This window comes from Micromonospora sp. NBC_01739 (assembly GCF_035920385.1).
Classification (GTDB): domain Bacteria; phylum Actinomycetota; class Actinomycetes; order Mycobacteriales; family Micromonosporaceae; genus Micromonospora.
Window position 1 is genome coordinate 5,066,993 of record NZ_CP109151.1, and the last position, 24,124, is coordinate 5,091,116.

Sequence of the window (24,124 nt, forward strand, 5' to 3'; positions counted from 1 at the left end):
GTGTGACGCGAGGAAGGGAGCCTTCTTGAGGTCTGGTGTACCGCAGGGGTGGCTCCGGTGGCCGATCAGTCGGATCGGGCCTCGCGGGCGAAGGGCACCGTGGGGGTGACCGTGATGTCGATCGGTCCCCGGCCCTCGGGCTCCTCGGCGAAGTCGGCCGGGCGGCGGGGACGCGGCTGTCGTCGACCCGGCTCACCGGCCGTGCCGTCCGGTACGGCGGTGGCGCGGGCCAGGGCCGCGGCGAACAGCAGGACAGCCAGGAAGGCCATGATCAGCCCTCGCCCGTACTCGATGCGGAAGCCGTCCTCGACCGTGTAGCCCATCGCCCGCCGACGGTCGTCGTCCAGCGAGGCCGCCGTGGCCACCAGCACGGCGACCAGACCCAGGGCCAGGGCCAGGCCGGCGACCCGGGCATTGGCCCGTACGGCGACCGTTCCGCGCAGCGTGAGTGCGGCCGTGACCCCCAGGATGAGCATCCCGACCAGGTAGCCGACCCCCAGATTGCCGACCTCGGAGACGCTGCTCAGCAACTCGACCGGCTCGTCCCCCTCACCCCCGCCGCTGGGAAAGGTGACCTTGGCCCACTCGCCGAGCAGGGAGGCCAGGGTGGCGGCGGCACCGAGCCCGGCGAGCAGCAGGGGCAGCCGGTGGTCGCGGCCGAGGCCGCCCAGAGCACCACGCCACCGGTTGGTGCCGGTCGGCTCCTCGTCCTGCGTTCCCCACTCGAGGACGCTGGCGCCGTCGGAGCGGTCGTCCTGCCGGGGGACGGGGAGGTCGTGGGTCACCGCTGCGCCTCCTTGTGGCCGGACCGAGTGCCCAGGGCGAGGTCTGCCCCGCATCATGGCACAGCAGGCCAGCTACGTCATGGAAGGTGCAGGCAGCTGCCCGGTCGGTCGGCCGACGGACGCGGATTCGGCTAGCGTCAGCTCCATGCCTATTCGTACCGCTTCCGCACGCTGGCAGGGCAACCTTCCCGAAGGGTCCGGCACCATCCGCACCGGCAAGGGTGGGCTGGAGGGCAACTACTCCTTCAAGTCCCGCTTCGAGGAGGGTGAGGGCACCAACCCCGAGGAGCTGATCGGGGCCGCGCACGCCGGCTGCTTCTCGATGGCCTTCTCCAAGGCCCTGGCCGACGCCGGCGCGACGCCGACCTCGGTGGAGACCACCGCGAAGGTGCACCTGGACAAGACCGAGGCGGGCTTCACGGTGACCCGTATCGAGCTGGAGACCGTCGGTGTCGTACCCGGCATCGACGAGGCGCGCTTCGCCGAGCTGGCGGAGACCGCCAAGCAGAACTGCCCCATCTCCCGCCTACTCTCCCCCGCCGCCACCATCACCCTCACCACCCGCCTGACCTCCTGACCCCGAACCCACCCCCCAATCCCCGCCGATCTTGCACTTTTGGTCGACGCATAACGGTGTAAAAGCCGCGTATCGGCGACCGAAAGTGCAAGATCGCGGTGTGGGGGTGGGGTGGGGGTGGGTGAGAATGGGCGGGTGGCGGTGGAGATGGATCGGGAGCGGTTCGAGGAACTCGTGGGGGAGGCCCTCGATGAGGTTCCCGAGGAACTGCTGACGTTGATGAGCAACGTGGTGATTCTCGTGGAGGACGACCCCCCGCCGGGGGAGGATCTGCTCGGCCTCTATGAGGGACACGCGTTGACTGACCGAGGGTGGGACTACGCGGGGGTGCTGCCGGACCGCATCCTGATCTACCGCAACCCGATCCTGCGGATCTGTGAGACCGAGGACGATGTCGTCGAGGAGGTGGCGGTGACCGTGGTGCACGAGATCGCCCATCACTTCGGCATCGACGACGAGCGCCTGCACGACCTCGGCTGGGGCTGACGGTTGCGTCGCTGCCCTACCGTCTCGACCAGGCACGGCGAGTACGGAGGAAGAGATGCGCAGCGAACTGTTCTCAGCGGCGAACCTGGAGCGGGAGTCCGCGCAACCCGGCATGCGGCTCCAGAACGCCAAGATGCTCAAGATCGAGCTCAATGGTGAGATGTTGGCCCGGGTCGGCTCGATGGTCGCGTACCAGGGGCAGGTGCAGTTCCAGGCGCTGGGCTCCGGCGGGCTGGGCAACTTCCTCAAGCAGAAGCTCACCGGAGAAGGCGTCCCGCTGATGAAGCTCACCGGCCGGGGTGACGTCTTCCTGGCCGACTTCGCCAAGGACGTACACATCATCGACCTCGAACCGGGCGACGCCCTGTCGATCAACGGTTCCAGCGTCCTGGCCTTCGACCCCGGTCTCCAGTACGACATCAAGATGGTCGGCGGGGCCGGGATGGCCTCTACCGGCCTGTTCAACTGCGTCTTCACCGGGCAGGGCCGGATCGCGGTGACCACCCGGGGCACCCCGGTGGTGCTGGCGGTCGACGCGCCCACCTTTGTGGATCCCCAGGCGGCGGTCTGCTGGTCGGCCGGGTTGCAGACCGGCTACCACCGGGCCGACCAGCTCGGACTCGGCACCCTGCTGGGCCGTACCACCGGCGAGGCGTACACGATGAGCTTCGCGGGGCAGGGCTTCGTCGTCGTCCAGCCGTCCGAGGAGCCGCCGATCATGGGCAGCGGCCAGCAGGATCAGGGTGGGGTGCTCGGCGGCCTGTTCCGCTGAGCCGACTCTGGAGGACCAGCGCGGCGGCCACCCACGCGAGGGCCACCGACCTGACGGCGACCGACCTGGCGGGCCGGGCAGTCAGCTCAGTTCGCCGGCTCTGAGTCGGGCGAGCCAGGCGGCGGCGTCGGCGTAGTCGGCGTCCGAGAGACCGGCGGGGGCGGGGACCGGGTGCCCCCCCGTGCTCCCGCTCCACCGGTGCCGCGGATAGGAGCCGAGGAAGCGTACGTCCGAGCAGACCCGGCGGAGGCCCTGAAGTGCCTCACCCAGCCGGACGTCGGCGACGTGACCGGTGCAGTCGAGGAAGAAGACGTACTCGCCGAGGGCCTTGCCGGTGGGCCGGGACTCGATCCGGCTGAGGTTCACCCCCCGGACCGCCAGCTCCATCAGGACGGACAGCAGGGCACCGACCCGGTCGTGTGCGATGTACACCGCCAGCGAGGTCACATCGTCGCCGGTGGGCGGGGGAGGTGGACCGGGCCGGGCCACCAGGGCGAACCGGGTCACCGCGTCCGGATGATCGGCGATCTTGTCAGCGAGTACGGCCAGCCGGTGCCGGGTGGCGCCGATCGGAGCGCAGATCGCCGCGTCGAACTCGCCCGTGGCCGCTCCGGCCGCCGCCGCTCCGTTGGAGAGTACGTCGATCACGGTCGCGTCCGGCAGGTAGGCCCGCAGCCAGTCGCGGCACTGGGTGGAGGCCTGGGGATGAGCGGCGACGCTGCGAACCGTCGACAGCAGGGTGCCCGGACGCGCACCCAGGACGAACTCCACCGGCAGGATCACCTCGCGGGTGATCACCAGCGGTTCCCCCTCGGCGAACTCGTCGAGGGTCACCCCGACGGCGCCGCCGATCGAGTTCTCCAGGGGGACCAGGGCGGCGTCGACCTCCCCGGCGCGTACCGCGTCCAGCGCCTCACCGACGCTGCGGGCCGGTGTCCGGGTGCCCCGTTCGGCTGCGGGCAGAGTGCGCAGGGCCTGTTCCGCGAAGGTGCCCTCGGGACCGAGGAAGGCGAAGCGTGTCGGCGGTGTTCCCGGCATGGTCTCCAGCCTACGCACCCGGGGTGGACGCAGAGACCGAAGGCGTCGCAGCGGGCGTCGTCGGCAGAGGGGCCGTGACCCCGGAGTCGTCACCGCAGGCCAGGGTACGGATGCCGGGGGGTGCGGTGACCCGTACCTCGACCGCGCACACGTCCGTGCCGGCGGTGACCAGGCGCAGATTGCCCGCCTGCCGGCGGGTGACCACGTGCAACGGCTCGTACCCGGTCACCTCCAGGGCGGTGAAGTGCCAGTCCGCGGCACAGGACGGGCCACTGCTGACCTTGACCTTCGCGTTGCGGGGCAGCAGGCCCTGGCGGCCACGGACCAGGTTGATGACCTGCTGCGCGGAGGGTTCCCCCCGACAGGCCACCGCCACCCGACCGGTGTCCGTCGAGGGCGCGACCGTGCCCACGACCGGTGGTACGGCGACCGAGGGTGGCGGGGTGCTGGGCCCACCCATGGTCGGACTCGGCGCGCCGGTCGGCAGCCGGGAGGTGCCGCCGTCGCGCAACTCCGGAGGCTCGCCGCAGCCGGCCAGCAGGAGACCGGCCAGCGCCAGGGCACCGCAGAACCGCCCGGTGAGCCGATACGGGCGCCGGCCTACGGCGGCGCGACGGAGAGGGCTGGGCGGCACAGGAGGGGTCCTTGCGGCAGGCGGGGTGTGCTGGGGTGGCCGGGGGCCGAGCCCATCGTAGGAGCAGCCGCTGCCGGGGCGGAAGGGCAGCGGCCGGCCCGCCGGTCGGTGCGGGGTGGCTCAGACCTCGGAGAAGAAGGTCAGCGAGCCGGCCACGGCCCCGGCGGCCAGTACCGGTGTGGAGACCGCGTCGACCGTGGCGTCGGACCCACCGGCGGCGTACTCGATGCGCAGCAACCCTCGGGCCAGGCGACCCGAGGTGAGCGCCAGCAGCGGTGGGATCTTGTCGATCTCCGGCTCGGTCAGCTCACCCCGGTTGGCGGTGAAGTCCAGCAGCCGCAACCCACCGTCGAGCAGGGGCAGGCCGATCAGGTCCTCCGGGGCGCCCAGGCAGAGCAGGTCGCAGCCGGCGGCGGAGACGGCCACCACCCGGGTCTGGGCGTCGATCAGCAGACACGGCTCATCGGCGCTGGACACCGTGGCTGACCAGCGACCGATGTTGTCGTACTCCAGCTCTGTCGGTGTCCCCGTCGTGGGCGCGAACACTTCCGAGAGCGAGAGTTCGACGTGGGCCACCGCGCCTCCTATGTACACCGACGGTACGTCCACGCTAGCCGGTCGCCGCAGTGGCCGCTGACCGTTGCGTCGCGCATCGGATCGTCGATGGGATCGGTGCCCCGGGCGGCAACGGCGCGGGCCTGGTGGAGTACCGAACCGGGACGACCCGGCCGCGTGGCGTCGCCGCAGACGTTACCGGTGGGTGGCCGCCTTGTCAGCGGCCGTTCGGCCGTCCTCATACCACCGGTAGTCCGCCACCGGTTGATGACCACCGGTGGTCCAGGTGCTGGGATGCTGGGCTACCCGGGACAGCTTCTCCGCGGTGGCCGGGCTGATCCGGTTGCCACCGGCGACGAGCAGCCGGTCGAGTTCCCGGTGGGTGGCCATCAGGCAGTCCTTCGGCAGGCCGTAGACACTGATCACCCCGGAACCCACGAAGGTGAGTACCGGGGTGACCGGGATCGGATGCCCGACCGCCGAGGTGAGGGCCTTGCTGGCCCGTCTGGCGTCCCGGCGGGCCTCGGTCACGTACGGCGGACGCTTGCCGTTGATCTGCACCACGTCACCGGCGACCAGTACCCGGGCCCGGCCGTGGTCGGCGATGGTGACCGCGAAGAGGCCGCTGGGCCCGATGGCGAGGAACCCGGCCCGGTTGTCGTCACTGCCGTCCAGCAGAACATCGGTGGGATCCACCCTTGGCCAGTCGACGACGTGCCAGGCCGGCCCGAGGTGGCCCAGTTGGCCCAGCGCGCGGGCACCGGCGGCTTCCAGCCGTCGGGCTCCCCGCTCGGCCCGGCGACGCCGGGCCCACTCCAAGGGGGACGGACGGGGGGCCGCGGTCACCCCTGACGGTTCCGTCCGGGGATGCGGTACCGCCACGGGCGGCAGTGCCCGGGGGGAGGGTACGGCTCGACGAGCGGGAAACACAGTCATCGCGACCTCCGGCAAAAGGTCCCTCGAAGTTACGTTCTCACTACCCTACGTTGCCGGTCCGGGTGGTCGGCAAGCCGGAGCGCCGGAATGACTGCGGATGAATGCCGTATTCACTCACAGCCTTTTTCCCGGATGCCGCCAAACCCTGTCCTACGCTGCGATTGTGACCCACTACGTGGACAGTGAGGTCGGTCGACTGAGCACGGTGCTGTTGCACCGTCCGGGGCCGGAACTCGCCCGGCTGACCCCGCGCAACAACGACTCCCTGTTGTTCGACGCGATCCCGTGGGTGGGGCGGGCCCAGGAGGAGCACGACGCCTTCGCCGACGCCCTGCGCCTGCGCGGCGTGGAGGTGCTCTATCTCACCGATCTGCTAACCGAGACCTTGGCGGTGGCGGACGCCCGGGACGAACTCACCGAACAGGTGCTCGCCTCGCCCCGGCTCGGTGACACCCTGCGGGCCCGGGTCGCCGCCCACCTGTCCTACCTCGATCCGGCCGCCCTGGCCGGGGTCCTCGTGGCCGGGCTGGCCCACGAGGAGTTGAAGATCGGCCGGGACCGTCCGGGCGGGCTGGTCTACACCCTGATGGACCGGCACGACTTCGTCATCGACCCGCTGCCCAACCTGCTGTTCACCCGGGACTCCTCGCTGTGGATCCGCGACCGGGTAGGGGTGACCAGCCTGGCCATGCCGGCCCGGCGGCGGGAGACCACCCTGACGGACGCGATCTACCGGCACCATCCCCGGTTCGCCAACACGGAGTTCGTCTACCGGCCCGATCTGGAGCATCTGGAGGGCGGCGACGTCCTGCTGCTGGCCCCCGGGGTGCTGGCCGTCGGAGTCGGCGAGCGGACCACCCCGGCGGGTGCCGAACGGCTGGCCCGACAGGTCTTCGCCGCCGACCTGGCCCACACCATCCTCGTCGTCCCGATCGCTCAGGAACGGGCGACCATGCATCTGGACACCATCTGCACGATGGTCGACGTGGACGCGGTGCTGATGTACCCGAACGTCGCCGCCTCGCTGTCGGCGTACACCGTGATCGCCGGCGCCGACGGCGACCCCCCGCGGGTCGACGGCCCGGCGCCCTTCCTGCGGGCGGCGGCCGACGCGATGGACCTGGACCAACTTCGGGTGATCGACACCGGTCTGGACCCGGTCACCGCCGAGCGGGAACAGTGGGACGACGGCAACAACACCCTGGCCCTGGCCCCCCGGCTCTGCGTCGGCTACGAACGCAACATCGAGACGAACGCGCAGTTGGAACGGGCCGGCATCGAGTTGATTCCGATCGCCGGCTCCGAACTGGGCTCCGGCCGGGGTGGCCCCCGCTGCATGTCGTGCCCCCTGCTGCGGGGGTGAGCGGGGCCGCAGGGGCCCCGCGCAACACCTCAGCGCAGGGTGAGCTGACGCCCGAGCAGTCCCTGCCGGGACCGGCGGGCCGCCGCGTCCAGGGGCCCGGCCTCGGCGAGCGCCGCGGCGTACCGCTTGGCGAACTCGGCGACCGGCTCCTCCCACTCCTCGGCCGGGGCAGTGTCGGGCAGGTCCCAGACCGGTACGAGTCGCCCGTGCGCCCGGAACATGCCCGCGAACTTGGTCGACTCACCCAGGGTCAGCGAGCCGGCCGCACTCAGCCGCGCCAGAGCGTCCAGGGCGGCCTCCTCGTCCTCCGGCAGCACCCAGCGCACATGCGCCTTCTCCGGCACCCGGCACCAGTACGCGGCCGGCGCGGCGGCCAGGCGTACGGTCGGGTAGATCGCCGCGTTGGCCCGCTCCAGCGAGGCCTGCACGGTCGGGTCGTCGACGGCCTCCGGAACCAGCCAGAACTCGAAACCCTCGTGCAGGGTGATCTCCAGCGGGCCGTCGACCAGGATGTCCTGCAGGCGGGGCCCGGGACCGGGCAGGGGCGGCACGGTGACCGGGGCACCCGGTTCCGTCCGCAGCGCGCAGAGCAGCGACTCGGCCAGATCCCGGGACACGTCACCGGACTGCTGGTGCCGCTGGAGCCCGATGAAGACCCGCCCGTCCTGCCGGCTCATCGCCGGTGCGGCCATCGGCAGCACGGTGGCCAGGGTGACCGGACGATCGCCGTACTCCTCGGCCACCTCCGGAGTGAGGCGCAGCGGCGCGGAGGCCGCGGGCACCAGCTCGCGCAGGGCGATCCACTCCGGCTCGTCGGTCAGCCCCTCGAAGGGACGGGGGACGAAGACGTCGCGTACCCGCTCCCGCTTGACGCTCGGAGTGGCTGCCCGCTGGTTCTTTCGACGCTTGCTCACGGCGAGACAGCCTAGAGGCCCGAGCGGCCCGGCGTGGGCCGGACCCACCCCGCCACCCCGGCGGGCCCCTCAGCCGGCGGCGACCAGAGGGGTACGCGTCGGCGCGGGATCGAAGTCGGCCCAGACGCTCTGCCCCAGGCCGTCCCGTTCCACCCCCCACCGGCTGGACAGTCCGGAGACGATGTGCAGCCCACGACCGTCGGCCGCGCCCAGGTCGGCGGGGCGGAGCTGCGGACCGCAGGCGGCCCCGCCGTCGGTGACCTGAAGCCGGACCTGGTTCCCCTCGGTCGTGCCGCGCAGCCGCCAGGACACCCGGACCACCCCGCCGGGCAGGGGGTCGGCATGTCGGACGGCGTTGCCCACCAACTCGGCCAGGACCGCCACCAGGTCGGCCAGGACCGCCGGAGTCACCACCTCGGCCAACTCGGTGGCGAGTCGTTGCCGGGCGATCCGTGCCCCGGTGGCGTGGTGGGGCACCACCACACACCATGCTCGTTCGACCGCTGCCGTCGACACCTCTGCCCCTCTTCCGAGCCCTGAATCCCGCCGTTCACCTGCGGGGCAGTCGCACTTCCGCGACCGTACCCCCACCTGTTCTCGGTTGAAGGAATACCCAGCCATTCTGTTGTTCAACGATCCGGCGGACGAGATAGAGCCCCAGACCGGTGCCGGGATAGCGGCGCCGGTCCCCGGATTCGCCCTGCCAGAACCGGTCGAAGGCGCGTTCGACGTGCTCAGGGCGTACGCCGATGCCACGGTCGCTGACCCGGAGATTGACCGTACGGGCGTCGGCCGAGGCGCTGATTTCGATCGGCGAGCCGGGGGGTGAGTACTTTCCGGCGTTGGTGACCAGTTCGGTGAGCACGGTGGCCAGGCTCTGCCGGTGCCCGACCGCCCGGGGCAGCTCGGTCGGCACCTCCACGCTGGCGCGGCGGCGCAGGTCGGTGGGCAGGTCGGCGATCGCCGCCCGGAGGGTCTCGCCGAAGTCGAAGGGCGTCGGCGGGCCGTCCCCCGGCCACACCTCCGCGGCGGAGGAGAGCAGCCGGTCCAGCAGTCGGGCCAGCTCGTTGGCCCGCTGCCGGATGACCCGGGCGGCCTGGCGCCGGTCGGCCTCGCTCAGCGAATCCCAGTGGTCGCTGAGGGTGTCGGCGTACCCCTTGATGACGGTGACCGGGGTACGCAGCTCGTGACTGGTGACCGCGACGAAGAGGTCACGTTCCTTCTCGGGGTCCTCCTGGTCGTCGGGATCATCGACGGCGGGGCCGTCCGTGACCGCAGGGGCGTCACCGTGCACCGGCAGGCCGTTCTGATCGCCGTACAGGTGGGCGATGCAGCTGCCGAGATAGGCGATGACCCCGCGTTGTTCCGTGCTGGGCTCCTCGCGACCGGCCTGGTAGAGGGCGTGCAGGCTGCCGACGGTGTGCCCGCCGAGCTCCGCCCGGGACACCACCATCCGCCGCAGGCCCCGGTCGGCCAGTTGCCGGGCCAGATCGTTGGTCAGATGGTCGGTGCGTACGCACCGCACCCGGGGCCCGGCCAGCAGGCAGGCGGTGGCCGGGTCGTTGGCCGGCAGGGGCCAGCCCAGGGTCCACTCGGCGGCGCCGGTGGCGGCGATCACCCGCCCGCCGTTCGGCGCGAACTCCACGAACGCCATGCCTGCGGCCCCGAGTGTCGGCTCGGCCATCCGCAGCAGGCGGGTCAGAACCGGCAGGCCGGCGTCACCGGAGTTGATCATTTCGATGATGGCGGTGTGTCCGGCGATGAGGGCGGAGTAGTCGGTGGAGTCCGGCATGACCCCGAGTGTGCACCGCCCCCAGCCCTCCTGGGCACCCCCGAGTGGCTCACCGGGTCAGTCGGGCCAGGGTGTGGGCCGGACGATCGGTGATCACCCCGTCCACCCCGGCCGCCAGCACCAGGTCGAGATCGTCCGGCTCGTTGACCGTCCAGACGTAGACCTGGTTGCCGGCCGCCCGCAGGGCCGGCACCAGCATCGGGCGGGCCCGCACCAGCCCGATGCCCGGACCGGCGATGCCGGCGCCGAAGGGCAGGCGACCCAGCCGCAGCCAGCGCGGCAGCACCTCCAGCAGCAGCACGGTCGGCAGGGCGGGGGCCAGCGCCCGGATCCGGCGTACGGCCAGCGGGGAGAAGGACATCACCGTCACCTGTACCGGGGTGTGCGGGCGCGGTTCGGCCAGGCCGTACCGGCGCAGCAGGTCGACCAGTCGACGTTCGACCTCCCCGCCGTGGCGGGATGGGTGCTTGGTCTCCACCAGCAGCCGTACCGGTCGACCGGCGGAGAGGACCGCCTCCAGCAGCCGTTCCAGGGTGAGCAGCCGGGTGTGCGAGGCGTCGAGCATCTCCGTGCCGTCCGGCGGTACGCAGCCCGGGTGCCAGGAGCCGAAGTCCAACGCCTCCAACTCGGCGAGGGTACGGGTGCTGACCGGTCCCCGGCCGTTGCTGGTCCGGTCCAACCGGCGGTCGTGTACGCAGACCAGGTGCCCGTCACGGGTCAGCCGGACATCGCACTCCAGCCCGTCGGCGCCCTCCTCCAGCGCCCGCAGGTAGGCGGCGAGGGTGTGCTCCGGCAGGTCGTAGGAGGCGCCGCGGTGCGCGAATACGAGGGGTGCGCCCATCGGGGTTCCGCCTACAGGACCCGGCCCGGCTGTCCATCGCTGGCCACCACCGGCCGCCCGGCGCCGGCCCAGTCGCCCATTCCACCGGCCACGTTGCGCACGTGGTCCCACCCGTTGCGCATCAGGTAGGTCACCACCTGGGCGGAACGTCCGCCGGAGCGGCAGATGACCGCCACCTCGCGGTCGGTCGGCACCTCGGCGATGCGGGCCGGCAACTCCATCATCGGCAGGTGATGCGCCTGCGGCGCGTGGCCGGCGGCCCACTCGTCGTCCTCGCGTACGTCGAGCAGGTAGGTGTCGTCGGTGATCTCGGCAGCGGTCACTGTGGGTATCTGGGATCCGAACACGGGTACCAAGGGTAGATCCCCGGCGGACCGGACGCCGCCGAACGGTCCTCAGAGGGTGGTCACCCAGCGCGGATGGTCGCCGGCCCACTGCGGCATCCGGGTGCCGCGTACCGCCTCGAACAGCCCTTCGCCCCCGTTGTCGAGCGTGACGTAGGAGACCTGGTCGATGGTCTGCGGGTACGAGGGCACCTGCACCCCGCGCAGCCCGTCGGTGGACAGCCCGCGCAGCGCGAGCAGCAGATCCTCCACCGGAACCCCGTTGGTGTCCACCGTCAACGACTCCCCGACCGCCTGAATGAGCTGGTGCACCTGGAGGGGGTTGCTGCGGATCCGGGTCTGCCCGGCCCGTTCCAGCATCGCCCCCAGGAGTTGCTGCTGGTGGGTCTGCCGGTCGTAGTCGCCACCGGGCAGGTCGTAGCGCTGGCGTACGTAGTCGAGGGCCTGGGCGCCGTCCATCCGCTGGCAGCCGGGCGAGAAGACCCGGTCGGTGTGGATCGAGCGCACCTCGGTGCGTACGCACATCTCCACCCCGTCCAGCAGGTCGATGACGCGGCGCAGCCCGGCGAAGTCGACCACGGCGGCACCGTCGAAGCGGATGCCGGTGAGCCGGTTCAGGGTGGTGGAGAGCAGTCGGGCCCCGGAGGTCCCGCCTCCGCCGTACTCGTAAGCGCTGTTGATCTTGTCTTCGCCCCCCGGCCAGCCGGTGCCGGGCGGGATGGTGACCAGCAGATCGCGCGGCACGGAGACGAGGTAGCCCTCCCGCAGCCCGGCGGGGATGTGCACGATCAGGATGGTGTCCGTGCGTTGCTCCGGACCGGTGTCCCCGGGCCGCCGGTCCGATCCGACCAGCAGGTAGTTCAGGGGCCCGTCCAGGTCGGTGCGGTCGGTGCGGGCGGAGGGGTCCAGCAACTGCTCGTGGGCGATGGCGCGGGTGTACCGGTCGGTGAGCACCCGCAGGCCGACCACGGCGACCGCCGCCACCAGCACCGCCACCAGCCCGACACCGAGCAGTACCCGGGCCCACCGCGGGTGCCGGGGCGCCTGCCCCGGTGACCGGGTCCCGCCGTCGCCCGTCCGCCTGGCCGTGACGCCCCTCCCCTCAGCCCAACATGAACCCTTCTCATGTCAGGCTAGGGGAGGATCACGCAGGGTGACCGGGGTTTCCGGACATCCGCTGCCGACCGGTCACTTCCGGTTGGAGATCACCTCGGGGTTGTAGAACACGAACTCCGCCAGCTTGTCCTGCCGGATCGCCCGGAACATGGCCAGGGTCTGCTCGTCCAGGGTCTCGTTGCCGCTGCCCGTGGCGTTGTAGGTGCCGCCGTTGGTCTTCAGCATGATCAGCTCGTTGCCGGTGACCCCCCGCATGGTGAAGACGAAGTCCTCCACGGAGACGCCGCCGGTGTCGAGGATGAAGGCCTTGCCCGCCGCCTTGATCAGCTCGTTCAGCTTGATCGGGTTGGTCAGGGTGCCGTTCTGGCTGGCCTTCTTGGCCATCGCCTTGATCAGCTGCTGCTGGTTCTGCTGGCGGTCGTAGTCGCTGTTGGCCAGGCCGTAGCGCTGCCGGGAGAAGTCCAGCGCGGCCCAGCCCTCCATCTCCTGGCAGCCCTTCTTGTGCACCACCGGAGTACGCGGCTTACCGGTCTTCTTGGCGTCCGCGTTCCACATCGGCTTGCCGTCGACGTACGACATGTGGATCGACTCGATGTCCTGCTTGGGGCAGATCCGCACCGAGCCCAGGGCGTCGATGATGTTCTTGAAGCCGCCGAAGTTGATGATCGCCGCCCCGTCGAAACTGACGCCGGTCATGTTCTTGATCGTCTGGGCCATCAACTGGGCGCCGCCCTCCCAGCCGCCGCCGTTGCTGGCACCGGCCTGGAACGCCCCGTTGATCTTGCCGACCCCACCCGGGTAGCCGGTCTTGGCAAAGGCGGGGATCCGCGCCTCGGTGTCCCGGGGAATGGAGATCAGGTACGCCTGGTCATGGCTGGCCGGGATGTGCAGCACGATGATGCTGTCCGCCCGCACGTCGTCGGCGGCCCAGCGCTCCCGGGCGTCCACGCCGAGCAGGAGCATGTCGATCGGGCCCTTGAGGTCGGACCCGCCCTCCGCCAGGGTCTTCCCCGCGCCGCCGACCAGGTTGCGCTGGGTGATGTTGCCGGTGGCCTGGCTGATCATCGCCTTGCTGCCGACGATGGCGACACCGCTGGTCATCATCAACGCGGCTCCGGCCACCACGGTCAGTCGGGCCCAGAGGGGATCCTTGCGCCGTGGACGCCCCTTCTTCCCGGCCTTACCTGACCGGCTCTTCTTACCCCCGGACGGCGGCCGTGGGGTGGCAGCCGCATGAGGTGGTTCGAGCAAGGCGGAACCGTGAACCGACATGCACGCTCCAGCTTTTGTGTAGCAAAGGGGGCGGAGACACTTTACGTACGCATACCCGCCGATGCGAGTCCTTGTGACGGCCAGCTACCGTTCTCCGCCGCGTCATCCTCGCGAAATAGCCGAACGGCCAGATTCAAATGGACGATCAGCGGTTGGCTCTCAGGAAGTGCTCAGCGATCCCGTCAGCCGTTGCCGCTGGTCGACGGCTTGTTGGCCCGCATCCAGTCGGCCATCGTGTCGGCGGACATCGCACGGTACATGGTCAGGGCCTTCTCCCGGTCGGAGACCACCACGGACTCACCGTTGATGTTCTGGCTGCCCAGGTGCGGGCTGGTGACGAAGGTGAGGTTCTCTCCCCGCAGGTTACGGAACTGAAGGGCCATGTCGGTCAGGGAGAAGCCGTTGTCGACCGTCACCGCGTCGGTCACCGACCGGAGGAAGGCGTTGAGCTTCTTCGGGTTGGTCAAGGTGCCCGTGCTAGCGGCCTTGTCCATCAGGGCGCGCAGGAACTCCTGCTGGTGGCGCATCCGGGCGAAGTCGCCGTCCGGGAACTGCTTGCGCTGACGGATCCAGTCCAGGGCCTCGGTGCCGTTCATGTGGTTGGTGCCCTTGGTGAACTTCCGGTACGGCTTGTGGATCGAGGTGATGGTCTGCTCCACCTCCAGCTCCACTCCGCCCAGAGCGTCGGTGACCTGCTTGAAGCCACCGAAGTCGATCGCCATGACGTGATCGATGTGCACGTCGGTGAAGCACTCGACCGTGCGTACCGCCAGCGGCAACCCGCCGAAGGCGAAGGCGGCATTGATCTTGCGGCGCTGGCCGGTGCCGCAGTCCGCCCCGGCGCTCTCCGGAATCGGCACGTACAGGTCCCGGGGGATGGAGACCAGGTACGCCTTCTGATGGTCGGAGGGGATGTGCATGACGATGACGGTGTCGGCCCGCCACTCACCGGCCTGATCCATCGGGGCGTCCGGATCCCGCGAGTCCGTGCCCACCATCAGGATGTTCAGCGCACCGTCCACGGCCTTCGCCGGCCGACCGGCGGTGAGCTCCGAGAAGGGGTCGGTCCGGGCCATGTTGTTGTCCAGGCTGCGGGCGTAGAACCAGGCCCCGGTGCCACCGATCAGGGCCAGCACCAGCACGGCGATGCCGGCCACCAGGGCGATGCGCCGCCAGTGCGGCCGGCGCCTGCGGGGCCGACCACCCCCCGGTCCGCCCGGTCCGCCCGGTCCGTTCGGCCCACCGGGCCCACCGGGCCCACCTGGGCCTCCCGGACCGCCCGACAACACCGGCTCCTCGTCGTAGCCGGGGCGCCACCTGGTGGTGTCGGCCACCCGGGCGGTACGCCCACCTCGACCAGGGCCGGGCACCGCCGCGCGCCCGGCGCTGCGGTGCAGGTACGGGAGCCGGAGAACGGCGAGGCTGGTCGCTGACATGTAACTCAGGGTACGCAGCCCTAGCCAGTGTCGCCCTGCGTCGAACCTCGCGTCGGGTCGGCGCGATCAGCCCAACTGCTGCCGGAAGTGGTCGATCGTGCGGCGCAGACCCACCTCCGGGGTGATGGTCGGCTCGTAGCCGAGCAGCTCCCGGGCGAGGGTGAGATCGGGTCTGCGCATCTCCGGATCGTCCGAGCTGCGGGTGACGTAGGTCACCTCGGACCTGCTGTCACAGAGCGACACGATCGTCTCGGCCAGCTCCCGCATGCTCATCTCGTGCTCGGTGCCGCAGTTCACCGGCCCGCTCTCGGTCGAGTCGAGCAACAGCAGGATGCCCCGGACCAGATCCGCCACGTAGCAGATGGAGCGGGTCTGGTTGCCGGTGCCGTGCACCGTGATCGGCTCATTCCGCAGCGCCTGCGAGATGAAGGTCGGGATGGCCCGCCCGTCGTCCGGCCGCATCCGGGGACCGTAGGTGTTGAAGATCCGTACGATCGCGGTGTCCAGCCCACGGCTGCGCCGGTACGCCGAGGTGGCGGCCTCGGAGAAGCGTTTGGCCTCGTCGTACACGCTGCGGATGCCGATCGGGTTGACGTTGCCCCAGTAGGTCTCCCGCTGCGGGTGCTCCTTGGGGTCGCCGTACGCCTCGGAGGTGGAGGCCAGCAGGAACCGGGCGCCGTCGGCCACCGCCCGGTCCAGCAGGTGCAGGGTGGCCACCGAGCCCACCCGCAGGATCTCCACCGGCAGCTTCTCGAAGTCGGTAGGGCTGGCCGGTGAGGCCATGTGCAGGATCGCGTCGAACCGCTCCGCCAGAGCGGGTTGATCCGGCAACCCGTCGGAGACGTCCGCCTCGACCAGGGTGAAGGTCGGCGTGTCGAGCAGATGGGCCACGTTGTCCTTGGAGCCGGTGACGAAGTTGTCCACCGCGACCACCGTGCAGCCCCGAGCGACCAACGCGTCCACCAGATGCGAGGGCACGAAGCCGGCACCGCCGGTGACCAAAACCCGGTGACCGGGACCGAAACGCTGCTCAACCTTCATACCAAGAGCCTAAAGGAGGGGCCCCCTGTTAACGCCTCGCGTGGTACAGGGGGCCCCTTTTAACAGGTGCGCGTCAGTGTGCACCGGCTCCGGTCAGGGAGCGCACCTCCAGTTCGGCGTACTTCTCCTCGTCGCTCTCCTTGGAGATCACCGTGCCGATCCAGCCGCAGAGGAAGCCGAACGGGATCGACAGGATGCCCGGGTTGGACAGCGGGAACCACTGCCAGTCGTGGTCCGGGAACATCGCCGTGGGGGCACCGGAGACCACCGGCGAGAAGAACACCAGCACCACGGCCGCCAGCAGACCACCGTAGATCGCCCAGACCGCCCCGGAGGTGTTGAAGCGCTTCCAGAACAGGCTGTAGAGGATCGCGGGCAGGTTGCCGGAGGCGGCCACCGCGAAGGCCAGCGCCACCAGGAAGGCCACGTTGAGGTTCTGCGCGTAGATCGACAGGGCGATGGAGACCGCGCCGATCACCAGGGCGGAGATCCGGGCGACCCGTACCTCCTGCCGCTCCGAGGCGGTGCCCCGCTTGATCACGTTGGCGTAGAAGTCGTGCGCCAGGCTCGACGACGAGGCGAGGGTCAACCCCGCGACCACCGCCAGGATGGTGGCGAAGGCGACCGCCGCGATGATCGCCAGCAGTGCGGCCCCACCCAGATCACCGCCGAAGAACTCGATGCCGAGCGCCTCGGCCAACTGTGGTGCGGCCGTGTTGCCGGCCCGGTCCTGCTCCCGGATCGCCTCCTGGCCGACCAGCGCCGCCGCGCCGAAGCCCAGCGCCAGGGTGAGCAGGTAGAACGAGCCGATGATGCCGATCGCCCAGAGCACGCTCTTGCGGGCCGCCTTGGCCGTCGGGACGGTGTAGAAGCGGATCAGGATGTGCGGCAGACCGGCGGTGCCGAGCACCAGGGCGATACCTAGGGAGAGCAGGTCCACCTTGTTGTAGAAGGTCTGGGTGGCGTTGCCGGCGACCTCGACCCCGTACCGCAGACCGGGTTCCAGGAAGGCGGTGCCCTGCCCGGAACTCGCCGCCGCGTCACCGAGCAGCGAGGAGAGGTTGAACTTGTACTTCGCCAGCACCAGCAGGGTCATCAACAGCGCGCCACCCATGAGCAGGAACGCCTTGACGATCTGTACGTAGGTGGTGCCCTTCATGCCACCCACCGTGACGTAAATGATCATGAGGGCGCCGACCATGATGATGGTCGCCACCTTGGCGGTGTCCGCGTCCATGCCCAGGAAGGTGGTGCCCGGCCGGATGCCGAGCAGCAGCGCCACCAGGGCCCCCGCGCCGACCATCTGGGCCAGCAGGTAGAAGATCGACACCGTGATGGTGGAGACCGCCGCGGCCGTACGCACCGGACGCTGCCGCATCCGGAAGGCCAGCACATCGGCCATCGTGTACCGGCCGGAGTTGCGCAGCAGCTCCGCGACCAGCAGCAGGGCCACCAGCCAGGCCACCAGGAAGCCGATGGAGTAGAGGAAACCGTCGTACCCGTACAGGGCGATGATGCCGGCGATGCCCAGGAAGGACGCGGCGGACATGTAGTCGCCGCCGATCGCCATGCCGTTCTGGAAACCGGAGAAGGACCGGCCGCCGGCGTAGAAGTCGGTAGCGGTCTTGGTCTGCCGGCTGGCCCAGATCGTGATGGCCAGGGTGGCGGCCACGAAGGCCAGGAACAGCACGATGGTCAGGTTGCGGGCGGTCGTGCTGCCCGCCTCGGCCGCGAGGATCGTCGTCGTCACGAGTCACCCCCGGTGATTTCGTCGCGGATCTTGTCGGCCACCGGGTCGATCTTCCGGTCGGCGTACCGGGAGTAGAGCCAGGCGATGAGGAAGGTGGAGACGAACTGGAGCAGGCCGAAGACCAGCGCCACGTTGATGTTGCTGCCGAACAGTCGCGTGCCCATGAAGTCTCGCGCGTACGCGGAGAGGATCACGTAGAGCGCGTACCACAGGAAGAACGCGATCGTCATCGGGAAGACGAAGCCCCGCAGGGCACGGCGTAACCCGGCGAATTCGTCCGACCGTTGGACCGCGAGGTATCGCTGCGGATCCGAGTCGGTCGGCGCGGTAGCGGGTGTGTCCGTGGACATTTGATCACCACCTTCACAGGCGTCAGGAGTTTCGCGCACGCTAGAAAGCGCACTCCCCGCTCGAAAAGGGGCGATATGCGTACCGGTCGACGACTGCGCCGAACGGCTCCACTGCTGCGCCCAGTGACCGGGGTCACTCCGCTGACCGGTAGCGGCTCGGCGCTGCCGATCGGCCCGGCGGGCAGCTCAGCTCAGCTCGCGATAGCGGCCTCGGTGGTGCAGCAGCGGCTCGCCGCCATCCTCGGTCAGCTCCACCCGTTCGATGGTCGCCTCGACCAGCAGGCTCCAGCCGTACTCCCGGGCGTCGTCCAGCCGGCACCCGGCCCAGCCGCCGCCGACGGGCACCGGCCCGTACGGCGTCTCGGTCCAGGAGTCGAGGGCGAACAGGCCGCCGGGGGACGGGAACAGGCCCGCGAACCGGTCGGCCAACTGCCGGTGGGTCGGCCGAAGCGGCGCCACCGCGAACCGCCCGGCCTCCTCGACCGCCGCCCAGAGGTCCGACTCCGCGTCGATCAGGCCGAGCAACCGGCCCGGCTCACCGTCGGCCACCAGCGTCGAGGAGACCGTCAGACCGGCCGGTCCGGGCGCCGTCCACAGGGTCACCGGCGCGGGCAGCCGACCCCGCAACTGGCGTACGGGCGAACGCTGGCCGGCCGGCACGGCGAAGGGGTCGGAGTGGTGGATCTGGGCACCCGGCTCTGGATTCACGTGAAACATTGTGACCCGCTCGGCTGCTCCGCGAGCCCGTGCCCAGCCCACGAACCGCTCGTACAGCTCGGGTCGGCGGCCCTGACCGCCAAGCTGGGCCAGCTGGTCAGCGGCCTCCACCATGAGGGAGCCGAGGTACACCAGCAGCGAGGTGCGGTCCTCGCGATACTCGATCAGCAGCCGCAGCCGGGCCGGCTGGCAGGGCCAGAGGGCCCCACACCCCTGACAGCGCCAGAGCGGACGCATCGGCAGATGCGACACCCGCCGGGTCACCGCGTAGCCGCCGAGCAGCAGCCGTACCGCCCGACCGTGCCGCGCCGACGTTCCGGCACCCCACGCCGACCCGCCCGGGAGGCGGTGGGGCCGCCGTGCCGACCCGCCCGGGAGGTGGCGGGGGCGGCGAGTCGGTGAAACAGCACTGGTGCCTCCTTAGCTTCGAGGGCCGCCCCGGTCGGGGGAGTGACCGAGGCGGCCCGACGCAGGACCGGCCGCCGGGATCGTCGCCTCCACCAGCCGGGCCGCGTGTTTCCACCCTGGACTCCCCGCCGGGTTCAGGGGAGGATGCCAGCGGTTACTACCCAGCGCATTCGCGTACTCACCGAATGGGTGAGCATGAACTTCGAGATGTGGATCAAGGCGTTGAAGGCGGCGCGGGCCGCTGCCGGCGTCTCCCAGGAGGGGCTCGCGGCCCTGATCAAGTGGAGCCCCTCGCTGATCGCCGCCATCGAGACCGGCCGCCGTCGACCGACCATGGAGTTCGCGGTCGCCTCCGACCAGGCCCTGCACACCGACGGCCTCCTCGCCGAACTGCTCAAGGAGGCCGACCGGGAACGCGGACCTTCCTGGTTCGCCGCCTGGCGCGGCTACGAGCAGGAGGCGACCCGGTTGCGCGCCTTCGAACCCTGCCTGGTGCCCGGACTGCTACAAACCGAGGAGTACGCCCGAGCCGTGATCTCCGCCGGTGGACTGCACCAGCCCGCCATGGTCGAGGAGTTGGTGGCCGTCCGAATGGAACGCCAACATCTGCTGCACCGGGCTGATCCACCCCAGTGTGTGTTCCTGGTCGACGAGACCGCGGTACGCCGACCGGTCGGTGGGCCCGAGGTGCTCGACGCCCAACTCGGCCGCCTGCTGGAGGTCACCGAACTGCCGTACGTCCGGCTGCATGTCGTCCCCCTAAGCGTCGGCTCGCACGTCGGACTCACCGGTGGGTTCGTGCTGGTAGAACTCTCCGACGGTGAGGAGGCGATCTACCTGGAGAATGCCGCCCGGGGACACGTGATGAACGACCCGGAGGTGATCCGTCTGATCGGCCGGAAGTGGGATAGCCTGCTCGGCGAAGCACTGTCCACAAACGCCTCGCTTGACCTGCTCCGAAAGCTGAAGGTGACGTCATGACTGCTGCCGAACCCCGCTGGCGCACGGCAACCCGTTCGGGCGACACCGGTGGCAACTGCGTGGAAGTGGCGGACAACCTTCCGGGGATGGTGCTGGTGCGTGACAGCAAGGACCGACCCGGACCGGCGTTGACCTTCACCCCGACCGCCTGGCGCTCATTCCTCACCCTGGCCCGCGAAGCATCCCCCCGCTGACCCCCAGTTCCTGACTCGCGAGGACATTGCTCCCGCCCCGCCGAGTCAGGCAGCGCGACCCGCCGCTCAGCGCGGCGCCTCCCGCTCGGCGCGGCCCGCTGTCCAGGGCGGCGTCTGCCGCTCAGCGCGGTCTGCTGCTCCAGTGCGGCGTCTGTCACTCGCAAGATCACGCTCGATGTGGGATCGAGTGGTCTCGTCTTAGCAGAAAGCCACTCGATCCTAGATCGAGCGTGATCTTGCGGCGGGGTTACGGTCCTGTGCGAGCACAAGCGGGCACGATGGGGCATGAATGCGCACGAACGAGCAGGTTCGGGCAGGGGCGGGCTTGGAGTGGGGGTGATCTCGCAGGGGCGTCAGCGCAACATTGGGGGTTATCCACAGGGGCAGCGCGGGGGGTGGTTGAGCTGTCACCGTCTGGTCATGTCCCGATCTCCTCGTCGGTCGCCGCAGTTGCGGGGGCGCGTCTTCCGTGGTTCACACGCGATCTCGCGTGGCCTGCTCACCCGCAACGATCTTCGTAGTGCCGCCTGGCGGCCCCTCTTCCGCGACGTGTACGCCGACGCTCAGTTGCCGGTCACCCACCGCACCCGGTGCACGGCCGCAGGCAGGTGGCTCATCCCGACGGGTGCCGCGATCGCCGGTCGATCCGCCGCGGTGCTCCACGGGTGCGCCCACACCACCTTCGACGACACCGTCGAGGTCCTCGTCCCACGGGGCAGGTCCGCTGGTCCCGCCGCTGGGCTGCGGGTGCATCGCGGGCCGGTCGACGACGGGGACATAGTCGACCGGGCGGGCACCCCGGTCACCTCCCCCGAGCGCACCTGCTGGGATGTGGCCAGCTGGCTCGACCTGGTGGAGGCGGTGGTGGTCATCGACGCTCTGCTGGCCAGCGGGCTCACCGAGGTGTCGACCCTGCGGGGGTACGCGCTCGCTCGGGTGGGCCGTCGGGGCTGGCGGGCGATGCTGCGGGCGGTCGATCTGGCGGATGCCGGTGCCGAATCGCCGCAGGAGTCCCGTACCCGGGTACGGCTCGTGCTGGTCGGGCTGCCGCGACCGCGTACCCAATGGGGTGGTGTCGGCCCACGGGCGGTTCCTCGCCCGTCTAGATCTTGCCTGGCCGGAGTATCGGGTGGCGGTCGAGTACGACGGCCGCTGGCATGACGACCCGGGGCAGTTCGACGCGGATCGCCGAAGGCTAAACCGGCTGGTCGGCAGCGACTGGATCGTCGTGCACCTGACGGCGAAGCGCCTCCGCGAGGACTTCGACGGCTTCCTCGCCGAGGTGCGGGCCGCCCTGCGCTCCCGTGGCCACCGCCCGTAGACCGTCAGCGGCGTGGGGTGACCGCCGACAGCAGTTCGGGCAGGCGGCGGTCGAGAGCGTCGCCGGCCAGGTAGGCGCCGAGCAGGGCCGCGCCGACGCCGTAGAGGATGCCCAGCGGCAGGCCCAGCCAGAGCCAGGCGTCGCCGAGCAGGGCGGCGGCGATCACGGTGGGTACGCCGGTCGCGGCGGTGGCGACCATGGCCAGCAGGGCCAGCAGACTCTTGGTCACCCCGGCGCCGCTGTTCATCGCGAAGGGGTTACTCGTCTCCGGCAGCGAGTACGCGGCGAGCACGGAGACGAACGAGTTGACCGCCAGCCCGGCGCCGAAGGTGGCGAACAGGGTGCCGGCCATGAACCCCATCCAGGTCGGCTCGCCCAGGACCAACGCCATCACCACGGCCACGAACGCCAGCATGGGCAGTACGTAGAGCGAGAAGGCGGCCATCCGGGCCCGCAACTCCAGGCGGCCGGGGATGCCGGCGATCACATTGGCCGCGTACGCGCTGCCGTCGAAGCCGAACTGGTTGGCCAGGGTCATCGCGGCCAGCAGCCCGACGAAGAGCATGGAGAGGCTGACCAGCACCGGTGAGGTGTCGGTGGTGAAGTCGAAGCCCTGCTCACTGTCGATGGTGAAGCCCTGCCCACCCACGTTGACCATCAACGGCACGAAGAGGCCGACCACCGCGATGGTGATCAGGTTGGCCCGTCGCCGGGCATCGCGCCACCAGTAGCGGGCCTCCCGGGCGACCAGTGCGCCGAAGCGGTCCCGGGGCAGCCAGCCGGTGATCCGTGGGAACAGTGCTGCCACCGCGCCGCCGCTGACCTCCGGCTTGCTTCTGGCCGGGCCGCTGCTCGCGGCCCCCACCATCGCCGACTCCAACGACCGCGACCACCAGACCAGCAGCGCGGCGATGGTCACGGCGGTGATCAGGAGCTTCACCGGGGCCGCCCAGACCCGGCCCTGGGCGACATCGATGCCGACCGTCCAGGGTGCGCCGAGGGGGGTCCAGCCGACCACGGTCGCCACACCGGTAAGTCGGTCCCAGTCGGTGTCCCGGAGCGCGGCCAGCCCGGCGAGCTGCAACGGACCGAGCAGGGCGGCGGCCACCGCGAGCAGGACCGCGGCCAGGTCGCGTACCCGGCGGGAGCGCAGCATGGTGGCGAAGGCACTCGTCACCGCCCGGGCGGCGGCCACACAGAGCAGCATCCCCAGGATCACTCCCAGGGCGGCCACCACGGCGGCGGACCAGCCACCGAACACCCCGGCGTTGACCACCAGAGCACTGAGGGCCAGCAGTACGGCGATGGTGGGCACGCTCACCAGGGCCGCCGTGAACAAGCCGGTGACCAGGGTCCGTCTGGGCAGCGGCAACAACGCGAACCGGGCCGGGTCCAGGGTCTCGTCGACACCGAAGAAGACCAGGGGCAGCAGCAGCCAGCCGAGCACCGTCAGGCCACCGGCGAAGGCGGCGACCAGCAGGGCGTACCGGTCGTCACCGGCGAACGCGGGTGTCGCCAGACCGAAGAAGGCGCCGACCGCGATCCAGAACCCGACCAGGGCACCGATCACGAACAGCACGGCCCGCCAGGCTTGGCCCCGGAAGTTGTTGGCCATCACCCGCAGCTTGAGCCGGACGAAGTGCCGCGCCTTGATCGGGCGTGCCCGGCTGGCCGGTTCGGTCACCGGGACAGCCACGACAGCTCCTCACCGGTCGCCGTACGCCCGCCGACCACCTCGACGAAGACCTCCTCCAGCGAGCGCTGTCCGCGTACCTCCTCCAGGGTCCCTACCCGCTTGATGGTGCCCTCGGCGAGGATCGCCACGTGCGAGCAGAGGCGCTCCACGACCTCCATGACATGACTGGAGAAGATCACCGTCCCGCCCCCGGTGACGTACCGCTGGAGGATGTCGCGGATCAGCGCCGCGGAGACCGGGTCGACCGCCTCGAAGGGTTCGTCCAGCACCAGCAGCCGGGGCCCGTGCAACAGGGCGCAGGCCAGGCCGATCTTCTTCTTCATGCCGGCCGAGTAGTCCACCACCAGGGTGCGGCCGGCGTCGGCCAGGGCGAGCACGTCGAGCAGCTCTGCGGCGCGCTGGTCGACCACCGCCGGGTCCATCCCCCGCAGCAACCCGTGGTACGCCAGCAGTTCGGCACCGCTGAGCCGGTCGAACAGCCGTACGCCGTCGGGCATCACACCGAACAGCCGCTTCGCCTCGACCGGATCGGCCCACACGTCGCGCCCGAGCACCCAGGCGCTGCCGTGGTCCGGCCGCAGCAGCCCGACGGCCATCGACAGGGTGGTGGTTTTTCCCGCGCCGTTGGGGCCGAGTAGCCCGTAGAACGAACCGGCCGGTACGTCCAGATTCACCCCGGCCACGGCGACCTTGCCGTCGAATCGTTTGGCCAGGCCACGGAGCGCCAACGCAGGGTACTCGCCAGTCATGTGACAGACCGTATCCGGTGGCGGCCAGCGCTCCCTGAGCCACCAGGCTGAGCTTG

At 70.5% G+C, this 24,124-nt stretch carries 29 protein-coding genes; 8 read left to right on the plus strand and 21 right to left on the minus strand.

The genetic code is table 11. The annotated features are described in order from the left end of the window. Positions 1-65: 65 nt before the first annotated feature. Positions 66-785, minus strand: coding sequence for a hypothetical protein (locus OIE53_RS22965; protein WP_327023572.1), 720 nt, complete (start codon positions 783-785; stop codon positions 66-68). A gap of 145 nt (positions 786-930) precedes the next feature. Between OIE53_RS22965 and OIE53_RS22970 the strand changes: the two genes are divergently transcribed. From OIE53_RS22970 to OIE53_RS22980, 3 genes are all read left to right on the plus strand, one after another. Further along, the gene (locus tag OIE53_RS22970) at positions 931-1,362 is read left to right on the plus strand and encodes an OsmC family protein (RefSeq protein WP_327023573.1); all 432 of its coding nucleotides are present in this window, start codon (positions 931-933) and stop codon (positions 1,360-1,362) included. Between the two features lie 141 nt (positions 1,363-1,503). Further along, on the plus strand, positions 1,504-1,848 hold the full coding sequence (locus OIE53_RS22975; protein WP_327027350.1) for a metallopeptidase family protein: 345 nt from the start codon (positions 1,504-1,506) through the stop codon (positions 1,846-1,848). Positions 1,849-1,903: 55 nt separating this feature from the next. Next, positions 1,904-2,620 carry an AIM24 family protein gene (locus OIE53_RS22980; protein ID WP_327023574.1) on the plus strand — a complete coding sequence of 239 codons (717 nt, stop codon included), beginning with the start codon at positions 1,904-1,906 and terminating at the stop codon, positions 2,618-2,620. Positions 2,621-2,701: 81 nt separating this feature from the next. Here the strand turns inward: OIE53_RS22980 and pheA are convergent, their stop codons facing one another. From pheA to OIE53_RS23000, 4 genes are all read right to left on the minus strand, one after another. Beyond that, positions 2,702-3,658: a prephenate dehydratase gene (gene pheA / locus OIE53_RS22985; RefSeq protein ID WP_327023575.1), complete on the minus strand. Its 957-nt coding sequence runs from the start codon at positions 3,656-3,658 to the stop codon at positions 2,702-2,704. A 10-nt stretch (positions 3,659-3,668) separates the two neighbouring features. Beyond that, positions 3,669-4,217 (minus strand): hypothetical protein, encoded by a 549-nt coding sequence (locus tag OIE53_RS22990; RefSeq protein ID WP_327027351.1) that lies wholly within the window; start codon positions 4,215-4,217, stop codon positions 3,669-3,671. Positions 4,218-4,412: 195 nt separating this feature from the next. Continuing rightward, complete coding sequence (locus tag OIE53_RS22995; RefSeq protein ID WP_327023576.1) at positions 4,413-4,868, minus strand: hypothetical protein; 456 nt, start codon at positions 4,866-4,868, stop codon at positions 4,413-4,415. A 174-nt stretch (positions 4,869-5,042) separates the two neighbouring features. Further along, the gene (locus OIE53_RS23000; RefSeq protein WP_327023577.1) at positions 5,043-5,783 is read right to left on the minus strand and encodes a hypothetical protein; all 741 of its coding nucleotides are present in this window, start codon (positions 5,781-5,783) and stop codon (positions 5,043-5,045) included. A 160-nt stretch (positions 5,784-5,943) separates the two neighbouring features. On the opposite strand from OIE53_RS23000, the gene OIE53_RS23005 reads away from it, so the two are divergent. Then, positions 5,944-7,146: an arginine deiminase gene (locus OIE53_RS23005; protein WP_327027352.1), complete on the plus strand. Its 1,203-nt coding sequence runs from the start codon at positions 5,944-5,946 to the stop codon at positions 7,144-7,146. 29 nt (positions 7,147-7,175) lie between these two features. Here the strand turns inward: OIE53_RS23005 and OIE53_RS23010 are convergent, their stop codons facing one another. The 13 genes from OIE53_RS23010 to OIE53_RS23070 all read right to left on the minus strand — a co-directional run bounded on the left by OIE53_RS23010 (position 7,176) and on the right by OIE53_RS23070 (position 19,129). After that, positions 7,176-8,060 carry a DUF5926 family protein gene (locus OIE53_RS23010; RefSeq protein ID WP_327023578.1) on the minus strand — a complete coding sequence of 295 codons (885 nt, stop codon included), beginning with the start codon at positions 8,058-8,060 and terminating at the stop codon, positions 7,176-7,178. A 69-nt stretch (positions 8,061-8,129) separates the two neighbouring features. After that, positions 8,130-8,543, minus strand: a complete 414-nt coding sequence (locus OIE53_RS23015; RefSeq protein ID WP_327027353.1) for an ATP-binding protein — start codon at positions 8,541-8,543, stop codon at positions 8,130-8,132. A 67-nt stretch (positions 8,544-8,610) separates the two neighbouring features. Then, a complete protein-coding gene (locus OIE53_RS23020; RefSeq protein WP_327023579.1) occupies positions 8,611-9,852 on the minus strand; it encodes a sensor histidine kinase in 1,242 nt (413 codons plus the stop codon). A 49-nt stretch (positions 9,853-9,901) separates the two neighbouring features. Further along, the gene (locus OIE53_RS23025; RefSeq protein WP_327023580.1) at positions 9,902-10,693 is read right to left on the minus strand and encodes a glycerophosphodiester phosphodiesterase; all 792 of its coding nucleotides are present in this window, start codon (positions 10,691-10,693) and stop codon (positions 9,902-9,904) included. 11 nt (positions 10,694-10,704) lie between these two features. Then, complete coding sequence (locus OIE53_RS23030; protein ID WP_327023581.1) at positions 10,705-11,040, minus strand: rhodanese-like domain-containing protein; 336 nt, start codon at positions 11,038-11,040, stop codon at positions 10,705-10,707. Positions 11,041-11,088: 48 nt separating this feature from the next. Next, positions 11,089-12,033 carry an LCP family protein gene (locus OIE53_RS23035; RefSeq protein WP_442791352.1) on the minus strand — a complete coding sequence of 315 codons (945 nt, stop codon included), beginning with the start codon at positions 12,031-12,033 and terminating at the stop codon, positions 11,089-11,091. 192 nt (positions 12,034-12,225) lie between these two features. Continuing rightward, on the minus strand, positions 12,226-13,425 hold the full coding sequence (locus tag OIE53_RS23040) for an LCP family protein (protein WP_393338917.1): 1,200 nt from the start codon (positions 13,423-13,425) through the stop codon (positions 12,226-12,228). A 182-nt stretch (positions 13,426-13,607) separates the two neighbouring features. Next, on the minus strand, positions 13,608-14,861 hold the full coding sequence (locus tag OIE53_RS23045) for an LCP family protein (protein WP_327023583.1): 1,254 nt from the start codon (positions 14,859-14,861) through the stop codon (positions 13,608-13,610). Between the two features lie 66 nt (positions 14,862-14,927). After that, the gene (locus OIE53_RS23050) at positions 14,928-15,902 is read right to left on the minus strand and encodes an NAD-dependent epimerase/dehydratase family protein (RefSeq protein ID WP_327023584.1); all 975 of its coding nucleotides are present in this window, start codon (positions 15,900-15,902) and stop codon (positions 14,928-14,930) included. 73 nt (positions 15,903-15,975) lie between these two features. After that, a complete protein-coding gene (locus OIE53_RS23055) occupies positions 15,976-17,652 on the minus strand; it encodes a solute symporter family protein (RefSeq protein WP_327023585.1) in 1,677 nt (558 codons plus the stop codon). Further along, positions 17,649-18,002, minus strand: coding sequence for a DUF485 domain-containing protein (locus tag OIE53_RS23060; RefSeq protein ID WP_327023586.1), 354 nt, complete (start codon positions 18,000-18,002; stop codon positions 17,649-17,651). Before OIE53_RS23060 ends, OIE53_RS23055 begins: the two co-directional genes overlap by 4 nt. 186 nt (positions 18,003-18,188) lie before the next feature. Next, on the minus strand, positions 18,189-18,884 hold the full coding sequence (locus OIE53_RS23065; protein WP_327027355.1) for a flavin reductase family protein: 696 nt from the start codon (positions 18,882-18,884) through the stop codon (positions 18,189-18,191). Between the two features lie 95 nt (positions 18,885-18,979). Then, positions 18,980-19,129 (minus strand): hypothetical protein, encoded by a 150-nt coding sequence (locus tag OIE53_RS23070; RefSeq protein WP_327023587.1) that lies wholly within the window; start codon positions 19,127-19,129, stop codon positions 18,980-18,982. A 193-nt stretch (positions 19,130-19,322) separates the two neighbouring features. Here OIE53_RS23070 and OIE53_RS23075 point away from each other — a divergent pair, with 193 nt between their 5' ends. Both OIE53_RS23075 and OIE53_RS23080 read left to right on the plus strand, forming a co-directional pair. Then, positions 19,323-20,108: a helix-turn-helix domain-containing protein gene (locus OIE53_RS23075; RefSeq protein WP_327027357.1), complete on the plus strand. Its 786-nt coding sequence runs from the start codon at positions 19,323-19,325 to the stop codon at positions 20,106-20,108. Next, positions 20,105-20,302: a DUF397 domain-containing protein gene (locus OIE53_RS23080; protein ID WP_327023588.1), complete on the plus strand. Its 198-nt coding sequence runs from the start codon at positions 20,105-20,107 to the stop codon at positions 20,300-20,302. Before OIE53_RS23075 ends, OIE53_RS23080 begins: the two co-directional genes overlap by 4 nt. Positions 20,303-20,865: 563 nt before the next feature. Here OIE53_RS23080 and OIE53_RS23085 read toward each other — a convergent pair. Beyond that, positions 20,866-20,994: a hypothetical protein gene (locus tag OIE53_RS23085; RefSeq protein WP_327023590.1), complete on the minus strand. Its 129-nt coding sequence runs from the start codon at positions 20,992-20,994 to the stop codon at positions 20,866-20,868. Between OIE53_RS23085 and OIE53_RS28520 the strand changes: the two genes are divergently transcribed. After that, on the plus strand, positions 20,957-21,463 hold the full coding sequence (locus OIE53_RS28520; RefSeq protein ID WP_442791408.1) for a hypothetical protein: 507 nt from the start codon (positions 20,957-20,959) through the stop codon (positions 21,461-21,463). The two genes, OIE53_RS23085 and OIE53_RS28520, sit on opposite strands and share 38 nt — an antisense overlap. Next, positions 21,432-21,623, plus strand: coding sequence for a hypothetical protein (locus OIE53_RS23090; RefSeq protein ID WP_327023591.1), 192 nt, complete (start codon positions 21,432-21,434; stop codon positions 21,621-21,623). The genes OIE53_RS28520 and OIE53_RS23090 overlap by 32 nt, the downstream gene beginning before the upstream one ends. A 4-nt stretch (positions 21,624-21,627) precedes the next feature. Here the strand turns inward: OIE53_RS23090 and OIE53_RS23095 are convergent, their stop codons facing one another. Together OIE53_RS23095 and OIE53_RS23100 are read right to left on the minus strand one after the other, a co-directional pair. Continuing rightward, positions 21,628-23,319 carry an ABC transporter permease gene (locus tag OIE53_RS23095; RefSeq protein WP_327023592.1) on the minus strand — a complete coding sequence of 564 codons (1,692 nt, stop codon included), beginning with the start codon at positions 23,317-23,319 and terminating at the stop codon, positions 21,628-21,630. Next, the gene (locus tag OIE53_RS23100) at positions 23,304-24,068 is read right to left on the minus strand and encodes an ABC transporter ATP-binding protein (protein WP_327023593.1); all 765 of its coding nucleotides are present in this window, start codon (positions 24,066-24,068) and stop codon (positions 23,304-23,306) included. The genes OIE53_RS23095 and OIE53_RS23100 overlap by 16 nt, the downstream gene beginning before the upstream one ends. Positions 24,069-24,124: the final 56 nt, after the last annotated feature.

Bases quoted from the DNA above. Each gene is read 5' to 3' on its own strand.
- OIE53_RS22970 (WP_327023573.1), top strand. From the start codon at position 931: ATGCCTATTCGTACCGCTTCCGCACGCTGGCAGGGCAACCTTCCCGAA.
- OIE53_RS22980 (WP_327023574.1), top strand. From the start codon at position 1,904: ATGCGCAGCGAACTGTTCTCAGCGGCGAACCTGGAGCGGGAGTCCGCG.
- pheA (WP_327023575.1), bottom strand. From the start codon at position 3,658: ATGCCGGGAACACCGCCGACACGCTTCGCCTTCCTCGGTCCCGAGGGC.
- OIE53_RS23000 (WP_327023577.1), bottom strand. From the start codon at position 5,783: ATGACTGTGTTTCCCGCTCGTCGAGCCGTACCCTCCCCCCGGGCACTG.
- OIE53_RS23020 (WP_327023579.1), bottom strand. From the start codon at position 9,852: ATGCCGGACTCCACCGACTACTCCGCCCTCATCGCCGGACACACCGCC.
- OIE53_RS23025 (WP_327023580.1), bottom strand. From the start codon at position 10,693: ATGGGCGCACCCCTCGTATTCGCGCACCGCGGCGCCTCCTACGACCTG.
- OIE53_RS23040 (WP_393338917.1), bottom strand. From the start codon at position 13,425: ATGTCGGTTCACGGTTCCGCCTTGCTCGAACCACCTCATGCGGCTGCC.
- OIE53_RS23045 (WP_327023583.1), bottom strand. From the start codon at position 14,861: ATGTCAGCGACCAGCCTCGCCGTTCTCCGGCTCCCGTACCTGCACCGC.
- OIE53_RS23050 (WP_327023584.1), bottom strand. From the start codon at position 15,902: ATGAAGGTTGAGCAGCGTTTCGGTCCCGGTCACCGGGTTTTGGTCACC.
- OIE53_RS23060 (WP_327023586.1), bottom strand. From the start codon at position 18,002: ATGTCCACGGACACACCCGCTACCGCGCCGACCGACTCGGATCCGCAG.
- OIE53_RS23075 (WP_327027357.1), top strand. From the start codon at position 19,323: ATGAACTTCGAGATGTGGATCAAGGCGTTGAAGGCGGCGCGGGCCGCT.
- OIE53_RS23080 (WP_327023588.1), top strand. From the start codon at position 20,105: ATGACTGCTGCCGAACCCCGCTGGCGCACGGCAACCCGTTCGGGCGAC.
- OIE53_RS23100 (WP_327023593.1), bottom strand. From the start codon at position 24,068: ATGACTGGCGAGTACCCTGCGTTGGCGCTCCGTGGCCTGGCCAAACGA.